Origin of the sequence: Motiliproteus coralliicola (assembly GCF_003345655.1) — a bacterium.
Classification (GTDB): Bacteria; Pseudomonadota; Gammaproteobacteria; order Pseudomonadales; family Balneatricaceae; genus Motiliproteus; species Motiliproteus coralliicola.
In genome coordinates this window covers 161,342-180,392 of the sequence record NZ_QQOH01000005.1, presented here as the reverse complement: position 1 = coordinate 180,392, position 19,051 = coordinate 161,342, and the positions used below count along the sequence as shown (strand labels likewise).

The following is a 19,051-nucleotide window of genomic DNA, read 5'->3' as shown; positions in this document are numbered from 1 at the left end:
CTCAGGACTCGATGCAACGGGATAGAACCCGACTCAACAAAGCGAATCTGCCGCCGTTAACCCAGCTGATCGCCAATACAACCTGTCCGGCTGTGCCGGCGCGATACCCGAACCGGAGAGCCCGATGGACGCTAACCAGCCAAGCCCACGACTAAAGCAACTCAATGACCAGCAGTTGTCGGCCTTCTGCGCCGCAATCAGCGAGCGCCTGCTGCCCAACTATGCGTTGTTTTCCCAGGTAGCCGAGTTCGGCAATACCCAGACCCTGCGCACGGCGCTGGACAAAATCTGGGATCGGCTGTGCAACCGTTGTGGTGCGGTCAACTTCGAGACCCAGATGGAGAAGGTCGATGCGGTCGTTCCCGATCCGGAAGACTTCGACATGTACGGAGTTTACCCGGCGCTGGACACCTGTGTGGCGCTGATCACCACCCTCAACCAGATGGTCGAAGCATCCCACCAGGACGCGCGCCAGACCAGCCAGCTGTCACTGCAGGGGATCGAGACCTACCTGGAGCTGATCGCCGATGCCGAGCTTTCCGACGAGCAGTTGGTCCGCTTTATCAACACCCACGAGCTGATCGAGCAGGAGCTGGAGTTCCAGGAAAGCCTGATCGATCAACTGCTGCAAAAAGCCAGCCCCGATGCGGCGACGCTGGACAAGATCCGCACCCAAGCCGCCAACGACGGGGTCAGCAATATCGGCATCAGCCTCGACTGACGCCGTCACGCAAGGCTTAGACTCGCAGGATGATTTTGCCGCGAGTCCGGCCGCTCTCGCTGTGCTGATGGGCTTGTGCCACCTGGCGTAGCGGCACGATCTTATCCACCGCCAGCCGCAGCGCTCCCTGTTCAACCAACGCCAGTAGTTGGGCCAGTTGCTCACCGTTGGGCGCGACCCGAACCGACAGCGCCTCGCAGCCGCGAGCCTCGGCCGCCTCGATCACCTGCGCGGCGGTCACCGACGGCAGCGTCACCGATACGCCACCCGGTTTCAGGCAAGCCAGTACATCGACCCCGGTCTGGCCACCCATGCCGTCGAGAATCAGATCTACGTCACGGATCAGTTCGGTGACCTCCTCGTTGCGATAGTCGATCACCCGATCGCAGCCCAATTTCTGCAGAAACTCGTGATTGGCCGCCGAAGCGGTGCCGATCACCTCGGCGCCCTTCCATTTGGCCAGTTGCACCGCCAGGTGGCCGACACCGCCGGCCGCAGCCAAGATCAGCACCCGCTGACCCGGTTGCAGCTTGCCGGCCTCGAACAGTGCCTGCCAGGCGGTTAAGCCGGCTAACGGCAGGCCGCCGCATTCGACTAGGTCGATCGAATCAGCGACCCGTGCCAACTGATCCTGCTTGGCCAGGGTCTGCTCAGCGTAGCAGCGTCCCGGCTCGGGGAAGTTCAGCAGCCCGCAGACCCGATCCCCGACCGCCAGACCGCTAACACCTTCGCCCAGGCTGTGGACGGTGCCGGCGCACTCCCAGCCCAGGGTCAACGGCGGCTCCCCCTGAAATGGCGCCGCCCCGCCACCCTCGCGGGTTTTCCAATCGATCGGATTGACCCCGGCCGAGACAAGATCGATCAGAACCTCTCCGGCCCCCGGTGCCGGTGACTCAAGCTGCTCGGCCTGCAGCTGCTCGGCCCCGCCGAACTGGTGCAATCGGATCGCTAACATGGCGTATTCACCTCATACATAGAGTTGTCATCATTAATCGCTTGAACGGCCCTAGCCTTCGGGCTATGGTGCGTCCACTGGGTTTGAGCGGCTAGTTACGCGTTGTCCTTAGCCGATCGTCCCATATGCCGCCCAGCCGGTTTTCAGTAGTATCGCCGTTTCAACCTCCGACAATAATAATCGAGATTACGAGGGGCTTTACCATGGTCTTGGATATTCTGGAATCCACCTTGCTGGCTGTCGGCTTTGCGGTTTTTGCCAGTTCTATCATCCTCTACCTGAAGCGCACAACCGACTACCGTGCGGTGCTGATGTTCTGGCAGGCTGAGATGGCTTTGAGCCATCGTGAATTTATCGTCAATCGTATCGGCATCATCCTGATGTTTATGGGCATCGTTCTGCGCTTTGCCAACTCCTGGATGGTTGCCTAAGGGCCATCCACAGCGTCATCGCTATCTGACCGGTCGGCCCTTCATCGGAGGGCCTTATGGCTGGAAATCCTTTCCGCGGCGCAATCTATCTGCTGCGCGGCGCCAAGATGCTGACCGAGCCTGGTCTGCGTCAATTCATCATCTTACCGTTGCTGATCAACGTACTGCTGTTCTCGCTGGCGATCTACCTGCTGAGCGAATACTTCTCGGTCTGGCTCGACTACTGGATGGGCTTTGTGCCCGACTGGCTGTCGTTCCTCGACTGGCTGGTGTGGCCGTTTTTCGCCCTGCTGGTGCTGGTGGTGGTCTATTTCAGCTTCGGCATGATGGCCAACTTTATCGCCGCCCCGTTCAACGGCATCTTGTCCGAAAAAGTCGAACAGCGCCTGCGGGGGATGCCGATTCAGGACGAGGGCTGGAAAGGACTACTGGCATCGATTCCCCGGGCGCTGGCCCGGGAAGCCGCCAAATGGGCTTACTACCTGCCAAGGCTGCTGGTGCTGTTGCTGGCGCTGTTTATTCCGGTGGTCGGGCCTATTCTGTGGATCCTGTTCGGCGCCTGGATGATGGCGATCCAGTACTGCGACTACCCGATGGACAACAACCGGGTCCGTTTCGGCGAGATGAAACGACTGCTGAAGACCCAGCGTCTGAGTTCGCTGGGCTTTGGCGGGCTGGTATCAGCCGCGATGATGGTGCCGGTGCTGAACCTGCTGGTGATGCCGGCGGCGGTGATCGGCGCGACCCTGTTCTGGGTCGAAGAATATGCGCCGACGACAACCTCGTCCCCCAGCGCCGCTGGAAAACCGATCTTACCCCATTCAGAGGCCGACACTCGGCGTTAGGGGCTCGGTAGCTCAATCTTGGCGGGGCGGTTTCTGACTGGGCGGTGCAGTTAGTGCAACGACTCCAGATCGGCCCCGTCGTCATCGGCCTCAAGCTCGTCGAGCTGGTTCTGGCGGATCAGATCTGCAGGGAAATGACAGCGGAAGCAGGTGCCCTTGCCCGGCGTACTCTGCACCTCCAGCTGGGCATGATGGCGAATCATCACATGCTTGACGATCGCCAGCCCCAGACCGGTACCGCCTTCGGCGGTTGAACGGCCGTCGTCGACTCGATAAAAGCGCTCGGTCAGACGTTTCAGATGGTGGGTTTCGATACCGATACCGCTATCGCAGACTTCGTAGTGACCGCCGTCCTTATCGACCCACCAGCGAATCTTCACTTCACCCTGCTCCGGGGTGTACTTGACTGCATTGGTGGCCAGGTTGGAGAAGGCACTGTGCAGCTCCTTCTCGTGCCCCATCAACACATAACCTTCGTCCAGCTCCAGCTCGATCCGCTGCTGCTTCTCCGGAGCCAGGCGACGGGCATCATTGCAGACTTCGCGCAGCATCCGACCGATATCGATCGGCAGCTCATCCAGCATTCCGTCGGTGGTCTCCAGCCGTGACAGGGTCAGCATGTCGGTCACCAGATTATCCATCCGTTTAGCCTGGCCCTCCATCTGCCGCAACGCCCGCAACAGTCCCGGGTGCTGACCGTCAAACTGGTCCTGCAGGGTTTCCAGGTAGCCGCGAATCACCGTCAGTGGCGTGCGCAACTCATGGGAGGCGTTGCCGACGAAGTCCTGCCGCATCCGCTCCAGTTGACTGATCCGGGTCACATCGCGAACCAGCATCAACAGCTCGGAGCGGCCAAACTCGGTCACCATAAACTGCAGCTGGATCCGCTTATCGACTGGCGATGGGAGTTCCAACGGTTCGCTGAAGTCCCGTTGGTAGAGGTAGCGGACAAAGATCGGATCCCGGATCAGGTTGGTGATCGCCTGACCCAGATCATCCGGACGGCGGAATCCCAACAGTCGTTTGGCGGAGCGGTTCCACCACTCCAGGTCGCCGTTACCGTCGACCATGATCACCGCGTCGCGCAGCGCCGAGGTCGACTCCTGCACCCGCTCGATTACGCCACGCAGCTTACCTTCGGCCTTGCGGTGACGGTTCAACAGCCGGTACAGCTCGTCAAACAGTTCGCCCCAGCTGCCGTGGCTTTCAGGGACCTCGCGACTGGAGCTGTGCCGCAACCACTGCATCAGTCGGTAAAGTTGCAGATACTGCCAGACCAGCAGGCCTGCCAACACCACCACCAGTGCCCAGGCCACCGACCCGATCATCAGGCCGATCAACAGCGCCAGCAGCAGTATCAAGAACAACCGCTTGAATTGAGATTGAGCCGGATTGGTCACCCTTGCTTACATCCTTGTGGTGACGACAGCAAATATAAGCCGTCAGATATGCTGACTGGAGAAGCGATAGCCCATGCCCCGTACGGTCTGGACCAAGGGCGCATACTGGTCACCCAACGCCTTACGCAGTCGACGGATATGGACATCAACCGTACGCTCTTCCACATAGACATTACCGCCCCAGACATAATCGAGCAATTGTCCGCGTGAAAACGCTCGATCTTGGTGAGTCATAAAGAAATTCAACAGCTTAAACTCGGTCGGCCCCATATCCAACGGTTTGCCTTCGGCAGTTACCCGATGGGAGACCGGATCCATCATCAAGCCATCGACCTTGACCACCGCATCTTCGCCTTCCGGGGAGGTGCGTCGCAATACGGCTTTTAGACGAGCCACCAATTCTCGGGGAGAGAACGGCTTGGTAATGTAGTCGTCAGCACCCGCTTCCAGGCCCTGCACTTTATTGTCTTCATCACCCTTGGCCGTCAACATGATCACCGGGATATCGCTGGTCAACGGGTCCTTCTTTAAACGCCGTGCCAGTTCGATACCGCTGGTACCGGGCATCATCCAGTCAAGCAGAATCAGATCGGGGCGCGCGTCCACCACCTGCGATAATGCAGCCTGCGCATTATCCGCCTCCAGACACTCGTATCCCGCCATCTCCAGCGCCAGTGTCAGCATCTCACGGATCGGCGCTTCATCATCGACGATCAGTACGCGCTTAAACGTCATGATCCCCTCTCTCCCTTAAATGAATGAACAATTACCGAACTATTACACCCGCCAATTATGACAGACAGGTTACAGCGGCGCCGGGATTCGGCTATCGACGCCGAATCGGCCTACTTCTTTCGGAGGGATTAAATCAGGTAGTCGATAAACAGGCCGAGAAAGATCAGACTGCCGGCCCAATGGTTGTTCAGAAAGGCGACAAAACAGGCCTGGGGTGCACGATCACGGATCAAGTACTGCTGGTAGCCGAACAGCCCCGCACAGGCCGCGACCCCGGCATAGAACGCCAGTCCCAGCCCCATCAGGTCACCCAGCAACAGCAACCCGAACAGCACCAGCAACTGCAGCACACCGACGATCAGCTTATCGGCATCGCCGAACAGTACCGCGGTGGATTTGATGCCGATCTTCAGGTCATCTTCACGGTCCGTCATCGCGTACATGGTGTCGTAGGCCACGGTCCAGAGCAGGTTGATCACGTAGATCAGCCAGGCCTGACGCGGCACCTCGCCGCTCTGGGCACTGAACGCCATGATCACCGCCCAGGAGAAAGCGGCCCCCAGCACCAGCTGCGGGAAGTGAGTATAGCGCTTCATAAAGGGGTAGATCGCAGCCAGCAACACGCCACCAAATGACAACAGCACCGTCTGCGTATCGGTAAACAGCACCAGCACAAAGGCCAGCAGACAAAGCACCCCGAACAGCCCCAACGCTTCGCGTTCGGTTACCCGTCCAGCCGGCAACGGCCGGTTACGGGTCCGCTCGACATGGCCATCCAGATTGCGATCAGCATAGTCATTGATCACGCAGCCGGCCGAACGCATCAACACCACGCCGAGGCAGAAGATGATCAGCAGTTTGACGTCAGGAATGCCTTCGGCCGCCACCCAGAGTGCCCAGAGGGTCGGCCACAGCAGCAGATAGATACCGATCGGCTTTTCCAACCGCATCAGTTGCGAGTATCCGAGCAGTTTTTCCGGGCTTAACAGGCTGTCCGATAGCGTCATGAAGCAGTTCCCAAAGTCAGGGCAATTTCCGCCGCTTGGCGGTGGATGGCTGGTCGGGGGCTATTGTAGCGCCAGTAACTGCGGGAGAAAAACCTCGCTGACCAGCAGCGGCTTGCCATCGAGCCGGAACACCGAGCGCCGGGCCCAGGCTTTCTGATTATCCCGGTAAAGCGGCACCAGCGCAGTCTCAATCGGGCTGCGCTCCATGCTCGGATCCTGGAACAGCACTTCCCCCAGCGGGCGGGACCCCAGATGCGCCAGCTTGCGATGGGGGCCGGTCAGCGTTGTCGCCGGGATCAAACTGCGGGCATGCACCCAGGCCTGATCCCGACCGATCAGACGCACCTCACGTACCAGCACTCTCAGGCGCGGATCGATCCGCAACGCGCGGGCTTCCGACAGGTTCGGCCTGCCCCAACCCTGGTCCACCACTTCGACCCGGAAGTCGCCCTCGGACAGGGCAACCAGCCGCGCGGTCAGCGAACCACTGTCCAGCAGCCAGCCACGCCAACGGCGGGGTAGCTGCAGGCTCGGGTGACGCCGAAAGCTGCGCCAGCGCACCGATAAGGGCTGTCGTGACAGGGTGTTGGAAGGCAAAAATCTGGACCTTGGATCTGTAAGAATGGCTCTAAAGGCGCAGAGCATGATTGATCTAGGCCATGGTTTCAAGAAACTCCCGCGATGACGGTAAAAATGGCTTTACCTTCGGCCTCAGGGCCTGATTTAATGGCCCTCAGCTCTCAAAACGGAAATCCAGGAGATAACATGCAGAAAGCGGAACTGGTAGCCCAGATCGCAGAAGAGGCGGGCCTGACCAAAACTGAAGCGCAAGCAGCACTGAACGCTGTCACCGACAGCATTACCGATGCCCTGGCTCGCGGCGAGTCCGTCAGCCTGATTGGTTTCGGCACCTTCGAACAGCGTCATCGTGCAGCCCGTCAGGGTCGTAACCCGCAGACCGGCGCCACCATCGAAATCGCCGCTGCCAACAACGTCGGCTTCAAGCCCGGCAAGGCACTCAAGGACGCCGTCAACGCCTAACGGCCGACACCGTTTCCAAATCCTAAAAGAGCCCTCTGGGCTCTTTTTTTTGCCTTCGCTTTACCTGTATCAATTCTTCCGCTTGCTGCACTGCTATGGTTAGCCGGTACCTTCATTCTCTGCATTATGGGGATTCTATGCATAAATCTGATATCGAGATCGCTCGTGAAGCCAAGCTGTTACCGATTCAAGAGATCGGCGCCAAGCTCGGTATCGAGCCTCAACACCTGATGCCCTATGGCCACACCAAGGCCAAACTCAATCTCGACTATATCGATCAACTCAACGGACACAAGCAAGGCAAGTTAATCCTGGTCACCGCCGTCAGCCCGACCCCTGCCGGCGAAGGCAAGACCACCACCACCATCGGTCTGTGCGATGGCCTCAACCGGATCGGCAAATCGGCCAGCGCCTGTATCCGCGAGCCCAGCCTGGGACCCTGCTTCGGGATGAAGGGCGGCGCCGCCGGTGGCGGTTATGCCCAGGTCGTGCCGATGGAGGATATCAACCTCCACTTCACCGGCGATATGCATGCGATCAGCGCCGCCCACAACCTGCTGTCGGCACTGATCGATAACTACATCCACTGGTCCAACGAGATCCGTCTCGACCTGCGCCGGATCAGCTGGCGCCGGGTGGTGGATATGAACGATCGCCAGCTGCGCCACATCGTCTCCGGCGTCGGTGGACCCGGCAACGGCTTCCCGATGGAAAGCGGTTTCGATATCAGCGTCGCCTCCGAAGTGATGGCGATCTTCTGCCTGGCCGAAAACCTCGAAGACCTGCAGCAGCGGCTCAGCCGGATTGTGATCGGCTACACCCGCGACAAACAGCCGGTGACCGCCGATCAGATCCAGGCTTCGGGCGCCATGACCGCGCTGCTGAAGGACGCCCTGGCACCGAACCTGGTCCAGACCCTGGAACATAACCCGGTGTTCATCCACGGCGGTCCGTTCGCCAACATCGCCCACGGCTGTAACTCGGTGATCGCCACCAAGACCGCCCTGAAGCTGTCCGACTACGTCGTCACCGAAGCTGGTTTTGGCGCCGACCTGGGGGCTGAGAAGTTCTTCAACATCAAATGCCGCAAGAGTGGCCTGACGCCCGACGCCAGCGTACTGGTCGCCACCGTTCGGGCACTGAAGATGCACGGCGGACTGGCCAAGGATCAGCTCGAGGGTGAAGACCTCGAAGCACTGAAGAAAGGGCTGAGCAACCTCGGTCGTCATATCCGCAACCTCGGTCAGTTCGGCATTCCGACGACGGTCTGTATCAACCGTTTCAGCGGCGATAGCGAAGCCGAGCTGGAGATGATCAAGGATTACGCCGAACGCCACGGCGTCAAAGCCTACGTCTGTAACCACTGGGCCGACGGCAGCGCCGGCGCGGTCGAGTTGGCCGAAGCGGTAGCGGGGCTGGTCGACAATCAGCAGTCACAGTTCCGTACCCTGTACGATGACGAACTGCCGCTGTGGGATAAAGCCAAGCTGGTCGCTCGCAACCTGTACGGCGCCGAAGACATCACCGCCGACATGAAGGTGCGGAATCAGTTCAAGCAGTTCCAGGCGGAGGGTTATGGTCACTTCCCGGTCTGCATGGCCAAGACCCAGTACAGTTTCTCCACCGATCCCAAGCTGATGGGGGCGCCCAACAACCATGTGGTGCCGATCCGCGAGCTGTCACTGTCGGCCGGGGCCGAGTTCCTGGTGGTGGTCTGCGGCGAGATCATGCGGATGCCGGGGCTACCGCGGGTGCCGGCTGCGAATAATATCTACGTCAACGACAACGGGGATATTGAGGGGCTGTTCTAAGCAAGCCTGTTTTTCTCGATCCAATAAAAAAGGACCCTGATGGGTCCTTTTTCTGTCTTACAGGCAAGCCGGCCGTTTAGCCTTTAACCGCCTTCTTGATCTCTTTCAGGCTGCTGTGCGCGACGTTGACGCCCTTGACCAGATAGATCAGGTGGTGGCTGATATTGCGGGTCAGGTCGCCGATCCGCTCCAGGCTACGCAGAACCCAGATCACATTCAGCACCCGGCTGATCGAGCGCGGATCTTCCATCATATAGGTCACCAGCGAGCGCATCGCGGTCTGGAATGCCTCGTCGACATCTTTCTCTTTCTTGGCCACTTTGTAGGCCATGTTGATGTCGTAGCGGGCAAAGGCGGTCAGGGTCTGGGAGATCATCTCACGCACCAGATCTCCGATCTGACGGATCTCGTTGAAGGAGCGATGGGAGGAATCTTCTTCCAGCAGCGCCAAGGCATACTTGGCAATACCCGCCGACTCATCACCGATCAGCTCCAGGTCGCTGACCGCTCGGCTGATCGCCACGATCATCCGCAGGTCGGAAGCCGCCGGCTGACGACGGGCGATAATCCGGGTGCACTGCTCTTCAATAGCGACTTCCCAGTCGTTGATCTGGTCGTCCGCCTTCAGTGCCCGCTGGGCCAGGCCCGAGTCACCTTCGATCAGCGCATCCAGCGCCTGGTTCAGCTGAGTCTCAGCCACACCACCCATGGTCATCAGGTGGCTCTTGATCGTCTCCAGCTCTTCGTTGAACTGCTGCGAGATATGATCCGTGTGTGCATCTTTATCGAATGCCATCTTTCTTATCCTAAACTTGCACCCCGCTAAAAAGTCATCAGGAGTGCGATTTCGTGGGTAAGGCCCTGTTTAACGACGCCCTGCCTGCGAAGGCGTGCGCCTGATGGTTTTTAGCCGTAACGACCGGTGATGTAGTCCTCGGTCTGTTTCTTTTGCGGCGTGGTAAACAGGTCGTCGGTTCCGCCGAACTCGATCAGGTCGCCCATGTACATAAAGGCGGTGTAGTCGGACACCCGAGCCGCCTGCTGCATGTTATGGGTAACGATGACGATGGTGAAGTCACGCTTGAGTTCGTGGATCAGCTCCTCGATCTTCAGGGTCGAGATCGGGTCCAGCGCCGAAGCCGGTTCGTCCAGCAGCAACACCTCCGGCTTCACCGCGATGGTCCGGGCGATGACCAGACGCTGCTGCTGACCACCGGACATACCCAGGGCGCTTTCGTGCAGTCGGTCCTTCACCTCGTCCCAGAGTGCCGCGGAACGCAGTGCCCATTCGACGGTTTCGTCCAAAATTCGCTTCTTGTTGATCCCTTGAATCCGCAGACCGTAGGCGACGTTCTCGTAGATGCTCTTCGGGAACGGGTTCGGCTTCTGGAACACCATCCCGACCCGACGACGCAGCTCGGCCACTTCGACGCCACGCTCGTAGATATCGTTGCCGTCGAGCAGGATCTTACCTTCGATATTGCAGAAATCGACCAGATCGTTCATCCGGTTGAAGCAGCGCAGCAGGGTCGACTTACCGCAGCCACTCGGACCGATAAAGGCGGTTACCCGGTTCTTGGCGATATCCAGGTTGATACCGTTCAGGGCCTGCTTCTCGCCGTAGTACAGATTCAGGTCCTGAACCTGCAGCGCGATGGTCTCGTTGGCCAGGTCCATCTTCGGCTGGGTACGGCCCATGGAGCTGATGTCGATGCCGTGGGACTTGCCTTCTGGGCGCTCGGCCGGCTCAGCCGCGGCGGTTTCCGGTGTCAGTAAAGTTGTCATGTCAGTTACCACTCACTCTCTTCTTAAGCCTAGTGCTCAAGCGCTTTGTATTTTTCCCGCAGGCGATTTCGGATCGCAACTGCGCTCAGGTTCAACAGGGCGATCACCACCACCAGCAACAGTGCGGTGGCGTAAACCAGCGGCCGTGCCGCTTCGACGTTGGGGCTCTGGAAACCGACGTCGTAGATATGGAAGCCCAGGTGCATAAATTTCTGATCCAGGTGGATGAACGGGTAGTTGCCATCCAGCGGCAGCGACGGTGCCAGCTTGACCACGCCCACCAGCATCAGCGGCGCCACCTCACCGGCGGCACGAGCCACGGCCAGTATCACGCCGGTCATCATCGCCGGACTGGCCATCGGCAGAACCACTTTCCACAGGGTCTCGGCCTTGGTCGCGCCCAGTGCCAGCGAGCCCTCACGGATCGAACGGGGGATCCGGGACAGGCCCTCTTCGGTCGCCACGATCACCACCGGCAGGGTCAGCAGCGCCAGGGTCAGCGAGGCCCACATCAGCCCCGGGGTGCCGAAAGTCGGCGCCGGCAGTGCCTCGGGGAAGAACAGCTGGTCGATGTTGCCGCCGAGGAAGTAGATAAAGAAGCCCAGACCAAACACACCGTAGACGATCGACGGTACACCGGCCAGGTTGTTGACCGCAATCCGGATCAGTCGGGTCATGGTGCCCTGCTTGGCGTATTCGCGCAGGTAGACCGCAGCGACGACCCCGAACGGCGTCACCAGGATCGACATCAGCAGTACCATCATCACGGTGCCGAAGATCGCCGGGAACACACCGCCTTCGGTGTTGGCTTCACGGGGCTCGTCGGTCATAAAGGCCCAGATCTGGCCGAAGTAGAAGCCCAGCTTGGTGCCCACGCCCATGGCGTTGGGACGGAAAACCTGAACCACTTTGCTCAGCTCGATCTCGACGACCTGACCATCAGAAACTTCGGCCACCAGCGAGTCACGCCCGATCTGCCGATACAGTTCTTCCAGTCGCGCCTGCAAACTCTTATAGGACTCATCCTGCTCGGCGCGGGACGCGGCAATATCAGCCTGATCAGCCGCAGTCAGTTGCCCCTTCAGCTCCAGGCTGCGCTCACGCAGACGCAGGCGCTCGAGGGTGGCATTGATTGCGCCGATCTCGTGCTTTTCGATATCTTTGATCTGGTCGTGGATATCCAGGGCCCGATCCAGGCGCTGCTCCAGCTCAGCATAGAGCTGATCGTAGGCAGCATCGGCGTCACCGACTTTGTATTCCCCAACCAGCTCGCCCGCTTGCTTCACCTGACGCAGGAAACCGTAGAAGTTACCCCACTCGCGGCGCTCGGCCACGAACAGGTGCGGCGGATGCTCGATCTCTTGCAGACCAGTTTCGGTCACCCAGCGGAAGTCGCTGCCCAACAGGTCGCGGTTACCGACCTTGAGCAGATCACGACGAACGGTTTCGACGCCTTCGGCTACTTCAAGGCCCGCTTCACGCATCTGGATCGCCGGCACATCTTCGCTATCGGCGATCTCACCGATCACCACCACCCGGCTCCCGTCCGACTCGATATAGTCAGCCTGCAGGACATCGGCCGGCCAGAAGTGGCCCAGTCCCCGCACGGCGATCAGCGCCAGCAGACCTGCCACCATAATGACGTTCAAGGCTACCGCACCGCCGGTCAACCAGACCCAGGGCGCTCCCGACTTGAACCACTCTTTAACGGAAATATTCATCAACGCTTATCTCTTATCCGTTCAACAGTAGCCCGCTCGACCGAGCGGGCCGCTGGTCATCACAGGGATCCGTACTTGCGGCGCAACCGTTGACGGATCAGTTCCGCCAGGGTGTTGACCACAAAGGTGAACGCGAACAGCACCAACGCCGCCAGGAACAGGATTCGGAAGTGCGAACTACCCACTTCGGACTCCGGCATCTCGACCGCGATGTTGGCCGCCAGGGTACGCATGCCTTCGAAAATGTTCAGATCCATAATCGGAGTGTTACCGGTTGCCATCAGTACGATCATGGTTTCACCAACCGCACGTCCCATACCGATCATCACCGCCGAGAAGATACCCGGGCTGGCGGTGGGCAGAACCACACGCTGCAGGGTTTGCCACGGCGTCGCACCCAGTGCCAGTGAACCGTTACTGAGCGACTTGGGCACGCTGAAGATGGCGTCCTCGGTGATCGAGAAGATCGTCGGAATCACCGCGAAGCCCATCGCCAGGCCAACCACTAGCGCGTTGCGCTGGTCAAAGGTGATCCCTAGATCACGGGTGATGTAGCCGCGCATGTCGCCATCAAACAGAACCTGTTCGACACCGGAGCTGAGGGGTAGGCAGAGCCAGGCCAGAATGATCACCACCGGGATAATAACGACCACATCCCAACCCTCAGAGACCCGCAGGCGGATGCTCTTGGGCAGGTTATGCCAGCCGTAGGCAAACACCAGTACCCCGATCGGCACCACCAACAGCAACGTAAACACCGTCGCCAGTTGTTTCTCGATAAAGGGCGCCAACCACAGACCGGCCAGGAAACCGAGGATAACGGTCGGCAGTGCCTCCATCAGCTCGATAAACGGCTTGATCTTGGTGCGCATCGCCGGCGCCATGAAGTAGGCGGTGTAGATCGCACCGCAGATCGCCAGCGGCGTGGCCAGCAGCATCGCGTAAAATGCAGCCTTCAAGGTACCAAACGACAGCGGTGCCAAAGAGTACTTGGGCTCGAAGTCATCGTTGGACGCGGACGACTGCCAGATGTAATCCGGCTCCTGGTAGCCCTCGTACCAGACCTCTTCCCACAGCGAACTCCAGGACACTTCCGGATGTTCGTTTTCGACCTTCCAGAAGCTGACCTTGCCGTCAGCCTGCTCTAGCAGCAGACCGTTGGCCCGTGGAGTCATCGCCAGGTAGGCGATACCGCTGTCGGACAATTGCTCGTTCAGCACCAGGTTTTCGGCGGTGGAGTTGTAGAAACTGACCTGTCCGTTACCTTCGGCGACCACAAAACCCTTACGACGGTGTTCAATCGCCACCTCGGCGATCTCGGACGGGGTCGAATCACGGAAGCTACGAATCTCTTTCAACTCGTAGTTGTTGCTATCGTCGCGAACCAGGAACAGCTGGCGGGTTACGCCCTGACTGTCGGCCACCAACAATGAGTTACCGCCCAGCAGGAAACGCGCTTGGGTGATGGTCGCATCGCTGACACGCACCGCGTCATGAATCTGGGGTGCGTCAAAATCACGCAGATCGACCGATACCACCAGGCCATCGGATCGGGCTACAAACAGCCAGCGGGTTTCCGGGCTGATCAGCAACGAAACGACCTTCTCGGTCGGCAGCTCCAGCTGCAGATGATCGGTACTGATCTCCACCTCTTCGGTGATGAAGTTGACGTCTTTGCTATACCGACTGACGAACAGCTGACCCTGGTCGTCCAGAGCGGCCGCCATCAATTGGTTTTCGCTATCACGAACGGCCAACAACTCAGTGTTGCCAACACCCGGCGCCAGCGCCAGCTCCTGATCGGCGTAGGGATAGGCGATCGATGGCGTAATAGTCCGCACATCGTTGGGGTAGCTGACCTTGTACTGATGTTTGGCGAAGGTCAGGTTGCCGTCAGCATGGGCCAGCGCGAAGGTCCGCTCAGACTCGGAGCCCAACGCAAAAGCCACCGCCCCAGCCTCTGTCTGACCCAGCATTTGCTGCAGCCCAACCTCACCGGTACGGGTATCAAAGAAAGAAGCCAGCCCGGTCGCATCGACCCGCAAACCTACCTCGGCCTGTTCTTCAGCGGTCAGATACCAGGTATCGGCATCGGCACCGGGTCGCTGGTAAGGGACCACTTCTTCGCCCTCGTGCTGCCAAGGTTTGATCTCGGCAGCATGAAAGAGCGGCATGACCTCATAAAGCAGGTAGATAAAAATCAGCATAATCGCAACGATGACGCTGATACCACCAACGCCGACCACGGCCGACGCCAGGCGATCCTTGAAACGACGATACCGGCGTAAGCGCTTGGCTGCCGGCGTTTCGAAGTCCAGATCAGGGGCTGAGAGAGGGGCTGTATTTTTCATGCCGGTAGGTTATCCCCGGGGTATGACAGAATTGTGACAAGCTGTAATAAAAGCGACATAAAACCGTATTGGTTTAAGCGCAGCTTGAGGCATTGTGGGGAGGCCATATGACAATACGATGTGGCCGTCACGACGAAATGACGTCAACGCCTTGAAAAGGCTAATGGTCAGCGGCGCTTATCGGGAGTAAAGATAAAGAAAGGGTAAGGAAGTAGAGAAAGAGTAAAGTAAAAAGAAAGAACGGGGAGCCAGGCGCCTCCCCGTGAAAGTGCAGCCGATTTACGGAATCAGGGTATCGATCAGGTCGATCATGAATTCGGTACGCTCCCGATCCATGCTCTCCCACTGTTCAATGCCCAGACTCTCCAGCACCGAACGTCCCTTGTCGTCTTCGTGCATCGCCAGCAACCGCTCCTGCAGCAGTGGAATCTGCTCGCGCATACCCGGCCCCACCAGCAGGGTGTGATGAACCACGCTGATCTGACTGGTGACCAGCACCTTCATCTGGTTTTGGATCAACGCCGACAGGTCCTGATAACCCGCCTTCAGAAAGAAGCCGATATCGGCCTCGCGTTTGAGCAGGCTCTTGGCCACCAACACATAGTTGCTGCGCTGGGCGATACTGATATTGGACGAGTCCAGATCAGCCGGCTCCAGCATGATCATCCCCATGGTGTGCACATCGGGATCACTGGTGGTGGCCACCCGGGTGCCGGGTTGCAGATCTTCGACACTCTCAAACTCAGCATCTTCCCGGCAGGCGATAATGGTCTCGTCCGGCTGAGCCAGAGGCCGGGCAATAGCCTCAAAGCCCAACTCGCGAACTAGCATTGAGGCGTCGTACGGGTTGGCATAGATCAGGTCGACCTTCTCGGCACGAAGGTCCTGACGCTGCTCCTCAAAACTGTCGTAGAGCTCCAGATGCACGGCATTACCGAGCTGTCGCTGCAACCAGGTATTGAAGAAATACCAACCGGCAATATGGTCCGGAGCAAAGTCAGGACTGACCGTCAGATTTAAAGTCATTGCGGATCTCCTTACTTCAACGTTTCGTAGAGTTCTTCACTCTCACGGATTTTTGAACGCGAAGGTTTGCGTCGGACCGAGGTATAGCCCACCACCTCGCCGTCGCGAATGTTAGGAATCACCGTCGCTTTGACCCAGTAGAAAGCGCCGTCCTTGCGCAGATTCTTGACGTAGCCATGCCACTTGGTGCCAGTCTCCAACGTTTCCCACAGACCGGCGAATGCGACCGCCGGCATATCCGGATGGCGCAGGATGTTGTGATTAGCCCCGATCAGCTCTTCGCGACTGTAACCGGACATATCAACGAAGGCCTGATTTACGTGGGTAATAAAGCCTTTCGGATCGGTTCTTGAAACAATCAGCTTACCGTCCGGGTAGGGCACCTCATGGTCGACGATCAACGCCTCGCGGGTAGCCCCGCCGTAATAGGTGATCGTAACGATACGACCATCGTCGTTATTTTGATCTTCCATATTGCTCGCCTTGCTTAGTGAACGGGTTCTACTTGCCGTGATCAGCCGGTTATAGGATCGGACCGATCGCCTCGGCGGCACGCTTAACATCGAGGAAGATCAAACCCAGTCGGGCGTTGGGCTTGGCGACCACGGTCAGAACCGACTCTTCGTTGGCATGGGTCATCAGGATATAGCCCTGATCTCCCTTGACCAGCACCTGCTCCAGCTCACCCCGAGCCAGCTCCTTAGCGGTCCGTTCACCCAGCGACAACATCGCCGCACTCATCGCACCAACCCGGTCTTCGTCCATACCGGAAGGCAAAAGCGCAGCGATCATCAGACCGTCGGTCGAGATCACCGCGGACGCTTCGATATCGGCTGAGGTGCCGTTCAGATCGCTTAAAATTGAAGTCAACATTTCTGAGCGCATAACGTTCTCCTTGTCTACACATCGAGTGGGCACCACCTTGATCCCCACCCTCACGTATTCTTCCAGGCCCGATCTGGCCTGAAGGCTTGTAGGGGTTAATTGATGAATTAAAAACCGATATAGCGTCGTGCCAGCGCACTTAACAGCTCGACCGTCGCCGCCTGATTCAGTTGCGGCGCCTCATCGATGATCAGGGCAAATTTCTTACTGCCGATATGAACGACCCAGAATCCGAGTTGGCTCTGACCCAGCGGATCTAGCAGCCCCCAGGACTCGCCGTCGACCCCCAGCTGTTGAGCCAGCAGGTCGTGGTGGCGCTCGTACAGCATAATCAGGTCAGCGGTCATCGCCGACAACGCTTCGGCGTGGGGTTCTTCAAACCCTACACAGCCCAAGCAAAAGCCCTGGTCATCGGCCAGCACCACCCGTCCGGTGCTCGACAGGGCCGGCAGCAGTTCGGGCAGCATCTTCTCCAGCCCTTCATCAACGATCGTCGCTGGCTGCTTGAACAACTCGAAGAAGCCCTTGCGATAGAGCCGGTCGAACAGCTCGGCCGCTGGTTCCGGGCTAAGCCCGGTAATGCCGGTGATCAGCGCGTTGCTATAGGGCAGCGCGATATCCGCGCTAAGTAGCTGCAACAATAGAGTGCGGGCGTCATCGGCCGCAGAATTGAGCGTGGCATAGTAGGCCCCAGCCGGGGTCACCTGGACGTATTGGTTCCGATAAGACTCATCCAGCACCAGAACATTCCTCCTGAATTTGGTTTAGGACATCACTCGATAGCTGCCGGGTTAACGCTGCAGCCAGCCCAGCGCATTGGCCGCCGACATAAACGCGAACACAAAGCGCTGATGCAGCTTCAATCGGTGGATCAGATCAGTGGCCGACAGACTCTGCTGATGCCAGAGTTCGGTGATATGTTCCGCACCGGGGGTCATCAGCAACTGCCTGAAGTCGGGTTTGAAATTGAGGGTGTAGATGGTTTCCGGTTCCAACTGCTCGGTCAGACGACCGCGGGTGGTCCAGAGCGCCACCTTCCAGATCAGCGCCTGCCGCGACTCCAGTAACGGTTCGGCCAGCTTTCCCTGAGGCTCGATTGCTACCAGATCAGGGCGGCTGCGCAGCGTCAGCTCGCCTATCGAGAACTTACTCAGGCAGTACTGCAACAACAGCTCCTGATCGAAATCCCCCCAAAAACAATCCTGTTCGGGTAGATAGATCAGCGGGCTTGGTAGACCGGAGATCTGCACCGGCATCTGATTCAGCCGAGCCTTGTTGACCGCCTTTGGCAGCCAGGTCATAAAGCAGCCTTCGGTATTGAAAAAAGCCCGCCGCCGGCTGTTCGGATTGCGCAGATTGAGATCCGGGCTGTGACCGCAGCAACGATCAATCATCGCCCTGTCCATCGGTTTCTGAACGGGGTTCATCGGCTCAGCGGCAATGCCTTCAGGTGAGGCAGTCGGCAACACCGGTGTGGAGGCTACCACCGGTGGTTCGGGCAACAGTTTCGGTTCGGTGACCGGCAGATCAAGCTCAAGATAGTTCCCGCCTACGGCCGGCCGAACAAAATCGGTAGGGATAGGATCAGGGGCAGGCGCATCGACCCTGGGCTTAGCGGTCTTGGGCGTCGATTTCTTAACCGCTTGCGGCTTAGCCTTGGAGCTGGATTCTGCTTTTGGCCGGCGCGCTGTTGATGGCTTGGGCTTAGTCGGCTTAACCGGTGCCGCCTGTTCCGCTTCAGTTTGCTGTTGCAGCTGCTGGACAGCATCCTCCGCCGCTCGCCGACTGGCCTCAAGACCTTGCTGCAACCGGACCTTCAATAACGAAGCCTGCTGACTCTGTTGCTTACGGTTCTGCTGCATTTGCTGCAAGGCGCTCTGACTTGCGGCAACCCGACTGCAATAGGCTTGATAGGCATCGCTGCGTCGATCCTGACCTTTTGCCGTGGCACCCGACGCCGCTGCCAGATCGGGTTGTTCAACGACTTTAGATTGCGATGCCAGCTGTGCCGCGTTCTGTAACGCTTCGACAAACTGTTCGCTGCTGAAAGGCTTTTCCAAGCGCGTAAAACCGGGCCACTCCATCGGTCGCCGGCTGATCAATACACCGGGTTGCGAGTATTGCTTCAGGTAACGCTGCTGTAGCTGTTCCGGGGCTTCGCTCTGATCACCATTAATCACCAGCAGGTCAGCCTGCTCCGGCCCACTCAGGGTCAGCTCCGGCTGACGCTCGATACAAAGTTTGATCAGCGCCTCTGTAGGACGATCAAATCCCAACGGCGCAATGCGCTTGAGTTTAGAACCTACGGTGGCGGAAGCGTACAGCATTTTCATCGGA

At 58.7% G+C, this 19,051-nt stretch carries 19 protein-coding genes; 5 read left to right on the top strand and 14 right to left on the bottom strand.

What is annotated here, in order from left to right; genetic code table 11:
• Positions 1 to 124: 124 nt before the first annotated feature.
• Positions 125 to 721 (top strand): YjaG family protein, encoded by a 597-nt coding sequence (locus DV711_RS17085; protein ID WP_114696948.1) that lies wholly within the window; start codon positions 125 to 127, stop codon positions 719 to 721.
• Between the two features lie 16 nt (positions 722 to 737).
• Here the strand turns inward: DV711_RS17085 and DV711_RS17080 are convergent, their stop codons facing one another.
• Positions 738 to 1,676: an NADP-dependent oxidoreductase gene (locus DV711_RS17080; RefSeq protein WP_114696947.1), complete on the bottom strand. Its 939-nt coding sequence runs from the start codon at positions 1,674 to 1,676 to the stop codon at positions 738 to 740.
• 203 nt (positions 1,677 to 1,879) lie between these two features.
• On the opposite strand from DV711_RS17080, the gene DV711_RS17075 reads away from it, so the two are divergent.
• Both DV711_RS17075 and cysZ read left to right on the top strand, forming a co-directional pair.
• The gene (locus tag DV711_RS17075) at positions 1,880 to 2,107 is read left to right on the top strand and encodes a hypothetical protein (RefSeq protein WP_114696946.1); all 228 of its coding nucleotides are present in this window, start codon (positions 1,880 to 1,882) and stop codon (positions 2,105 to 2,107) included.
• Between the two features lie 56 nt (positions 2,108 to 2,163).
• Positions 2,164 to 2,952 (top strand): sulfate transporter CysZ, encoded by a 789-nt coding sequence (gene cysZ / locus DV711_RS17070; protein ID WP_114696945.1) that lies wholly within the window; start codon positions 2,164 to 2,166, stop codon positions 2,950 to 2,952.
• Between the two features lie 50 nt (positions 2,953 to 3,002).
• Here the strand turns inward: cysZ and phoR are convergent, their stop codons facing one another.
• The 4 genes from phoR to DV711_RS17050 form a co-directional block, all read right to left on the bottom strand.
• Entirely contained in the window at positions 3,003 to 4,352 is a 1,350-nt protein-coding gene (gene phoR, locus DV711_RS17065) for a phosphate regulon sensor histidine kinase PhoR (protein WP_114696944.1), read from the bottom strand.
• Between the two features lie 42 nt (positions 4,353 to 4,394).
• Positions 4,395 to 5,087, bottom strand: a complete 693-nt coding sequence (phoB, locus tag DV711_RS17060) for a phosphate regulon transcriptional regulator PhoB (protein WP_114696943.1) — start codon at positions 5,085 to 5,087, stop codon at positions 4,395 to 4,397.
• A 128-nt stretch (positions 5,088 to 5,215) separates the two neighbouring features.
• Entirely contained in the window at positions 5,216 to 6,094 is an 879-nt protein-coding gene (gene ubiA, locus DV711_RS17055) for a 4-hydroxybenzoate octaprenyltransferase (protein WP_114696942.1), read from the bottom strand.
• A 60-nt stretch (positions 6,095 to 6,154) separates the two neighbouring features.
• Positions 6,155 to 6,691 carry a chorismate--pyruvate lyase family protein gene (locus DV711_RS17050; protein ID WP_243633870.1) on the bottom strand — a complete coding sequence of 179 codons (537 nt, stop codon included), beginning with the start codon at positions 6,689 to 6,691 and terminating at the stop codon, positions 6,155 to 6,157.
• A 168-nt stretch (positions 6,692 to 6,859) separates the two neighbouring features.
• On the opposite strand from DV711_RS17050, the gene DV711_RS17045 reads away from it, so the two are divergent.
• Together DV711_RS17045 and DV711_RS17040 are read left to right on the top strand one after the other, a co-directional pair.
• Entirely contained in the window at positions 6,860 to 7,135 is a 276-nt protein-coding gene (locus tag DV711_RS17045) for an HU family DNA-binding protein (protein WP_114696940.1), read from the top strand.
• Positions 7,136 to 7,272: 137 nt separating this feature from the next.
• On the top strand, positions 7,273 to 8,946 hold the full coding sequence (locus tag DV711_RS17040; RefSeq protein WP_114696939.1) for a formate--tetrahydrofolate ligase: 1,674 nt from the start codon (positions 7,273 to 7,275) through the stop codon (positions 8,944 to 8,946).
• A 76-nt stretch (positions 8,947 to 9,022) separates the two neighbouring features.
• On the opposite strand, the gene phoU is transcribed toward DV711_RS17040, so the two are convergent.
• The 9 genes from phoU to DV711_RS16995 form a co-directional block, all read right to left on the bottom strand.
• Positions 9,023 to 9,742 carry a phosphate signaling complex protein PhoU gene (phoU, locus tag DV711_RS17035; protein ID WP_114696938.1) on the bottom strand — a complete coding sequence of 240 codons (720 nt, stop codon included), beginning with the start codon at positions 9,740 to 9,742 and terminating at the stop codon, positions 9,023 to 9,025.
• A gap of 110 nt (positions 9,743 to 9,852) precedes the next feature.
• Entirely contained in the window at positions 9,853 to 10,731 is an 879-nt protein-coding gene (gene pstB, locus DV711_RS17030) for a phosphate ABC transporter ATP-binding protein PstB (RefSeq protein WP_114696937.1), read from the bottom strand.
• A 29-nt stretch (positions 10,732 to 10,760) separates the two neighbouring features.
• Positions 10,761 to 12,452, bottom strand: coding sequence for a phosphate ABC transporter permease PstA (gene pstA, locus DV711_RS17025; protein WP_114696936.1), 1,692 nt, complete (start codon positions 12,450 to 12,452; stop codon positions 10,761 to 10,763).
• A gap of 59 nt (positions 12,453 to 12,511) precedes the next feature.
• On the bottom strand, positions 12,512 to 14,803 hold the full coding sequence (locus tag DV711_RS17020) for an ABC transporter permease subunit (RefSeq protein ID WP_114696935.1): 2,292 nt from the start codon (positions 14,801 to 14,803) through the stop codon (positions 12,512 to 12,514).
• Positions 14,804 to 15,082: 279 nt separating this feature from the next.
• A complete protein-coding gene (locus tag DV711_RS17015) occupies positions 15,083 to 15,829 on the bottom strand; it encodes a phosphate/phosphite/phosphonate ABC transporter substrate-binding protein (protein ID WP_114696934.1) in 747 nt (248 codons plus the stop codon).
• 11 nt (positions 15,830 to 15,840) lie between these two features.
• Entirely contained in the window at positions 15,841 to 16,302 is a 462-nt protein-coding gene (locus DV711_RS17010; protein WP_114696933.1) for a PAS domain-containing protein, read from the bottom strand.
• Positions 16,303 to 16,351: 49 nt separating this feature from the next.
• Positions 16,352 to 16,714 carry a roadblock/LC7 domain-containing protein gene (locus DV711_RS17005; RefSeq protein WP_114696932.1) on the bottom strand — a complete coding sequence of 121 codons (363 nt, stop codon included), beginning with the start codon at positions 16,712 to 16,714 and terminating at the stop codon, positions 16,352 to 16,354.
• Positions 16,715 to 16,821: 107 nt separating this feature from the next.
• On the bottom strand, positions 16,822 to 17,454 hold the full coding sequence (locus DV711_RS17000; RefSeq protein ID WP_114696931.1) for a hypothetical protein: 633 nt from the start codon (positions 17,452 to 17,454) through the stop codon (positions 16,822 to 16,824).
• A gap of 51 nt (positions 17,455 to 17,505) precedes the next feature.
• On the bottom strand, positions 17,506 to 19,047 hold the full coding sequence (locus DV711_RS16995) for a hypothetical protein (protein WP_114696930.1): 1,542 nt from the start codon (positions 19,045 to 19,047) through the stop codon (positions 17,506 to 17,508).
• Between the last annotated feature and the right edge of the window lie 4 nt (positions 19,048 to 19,051).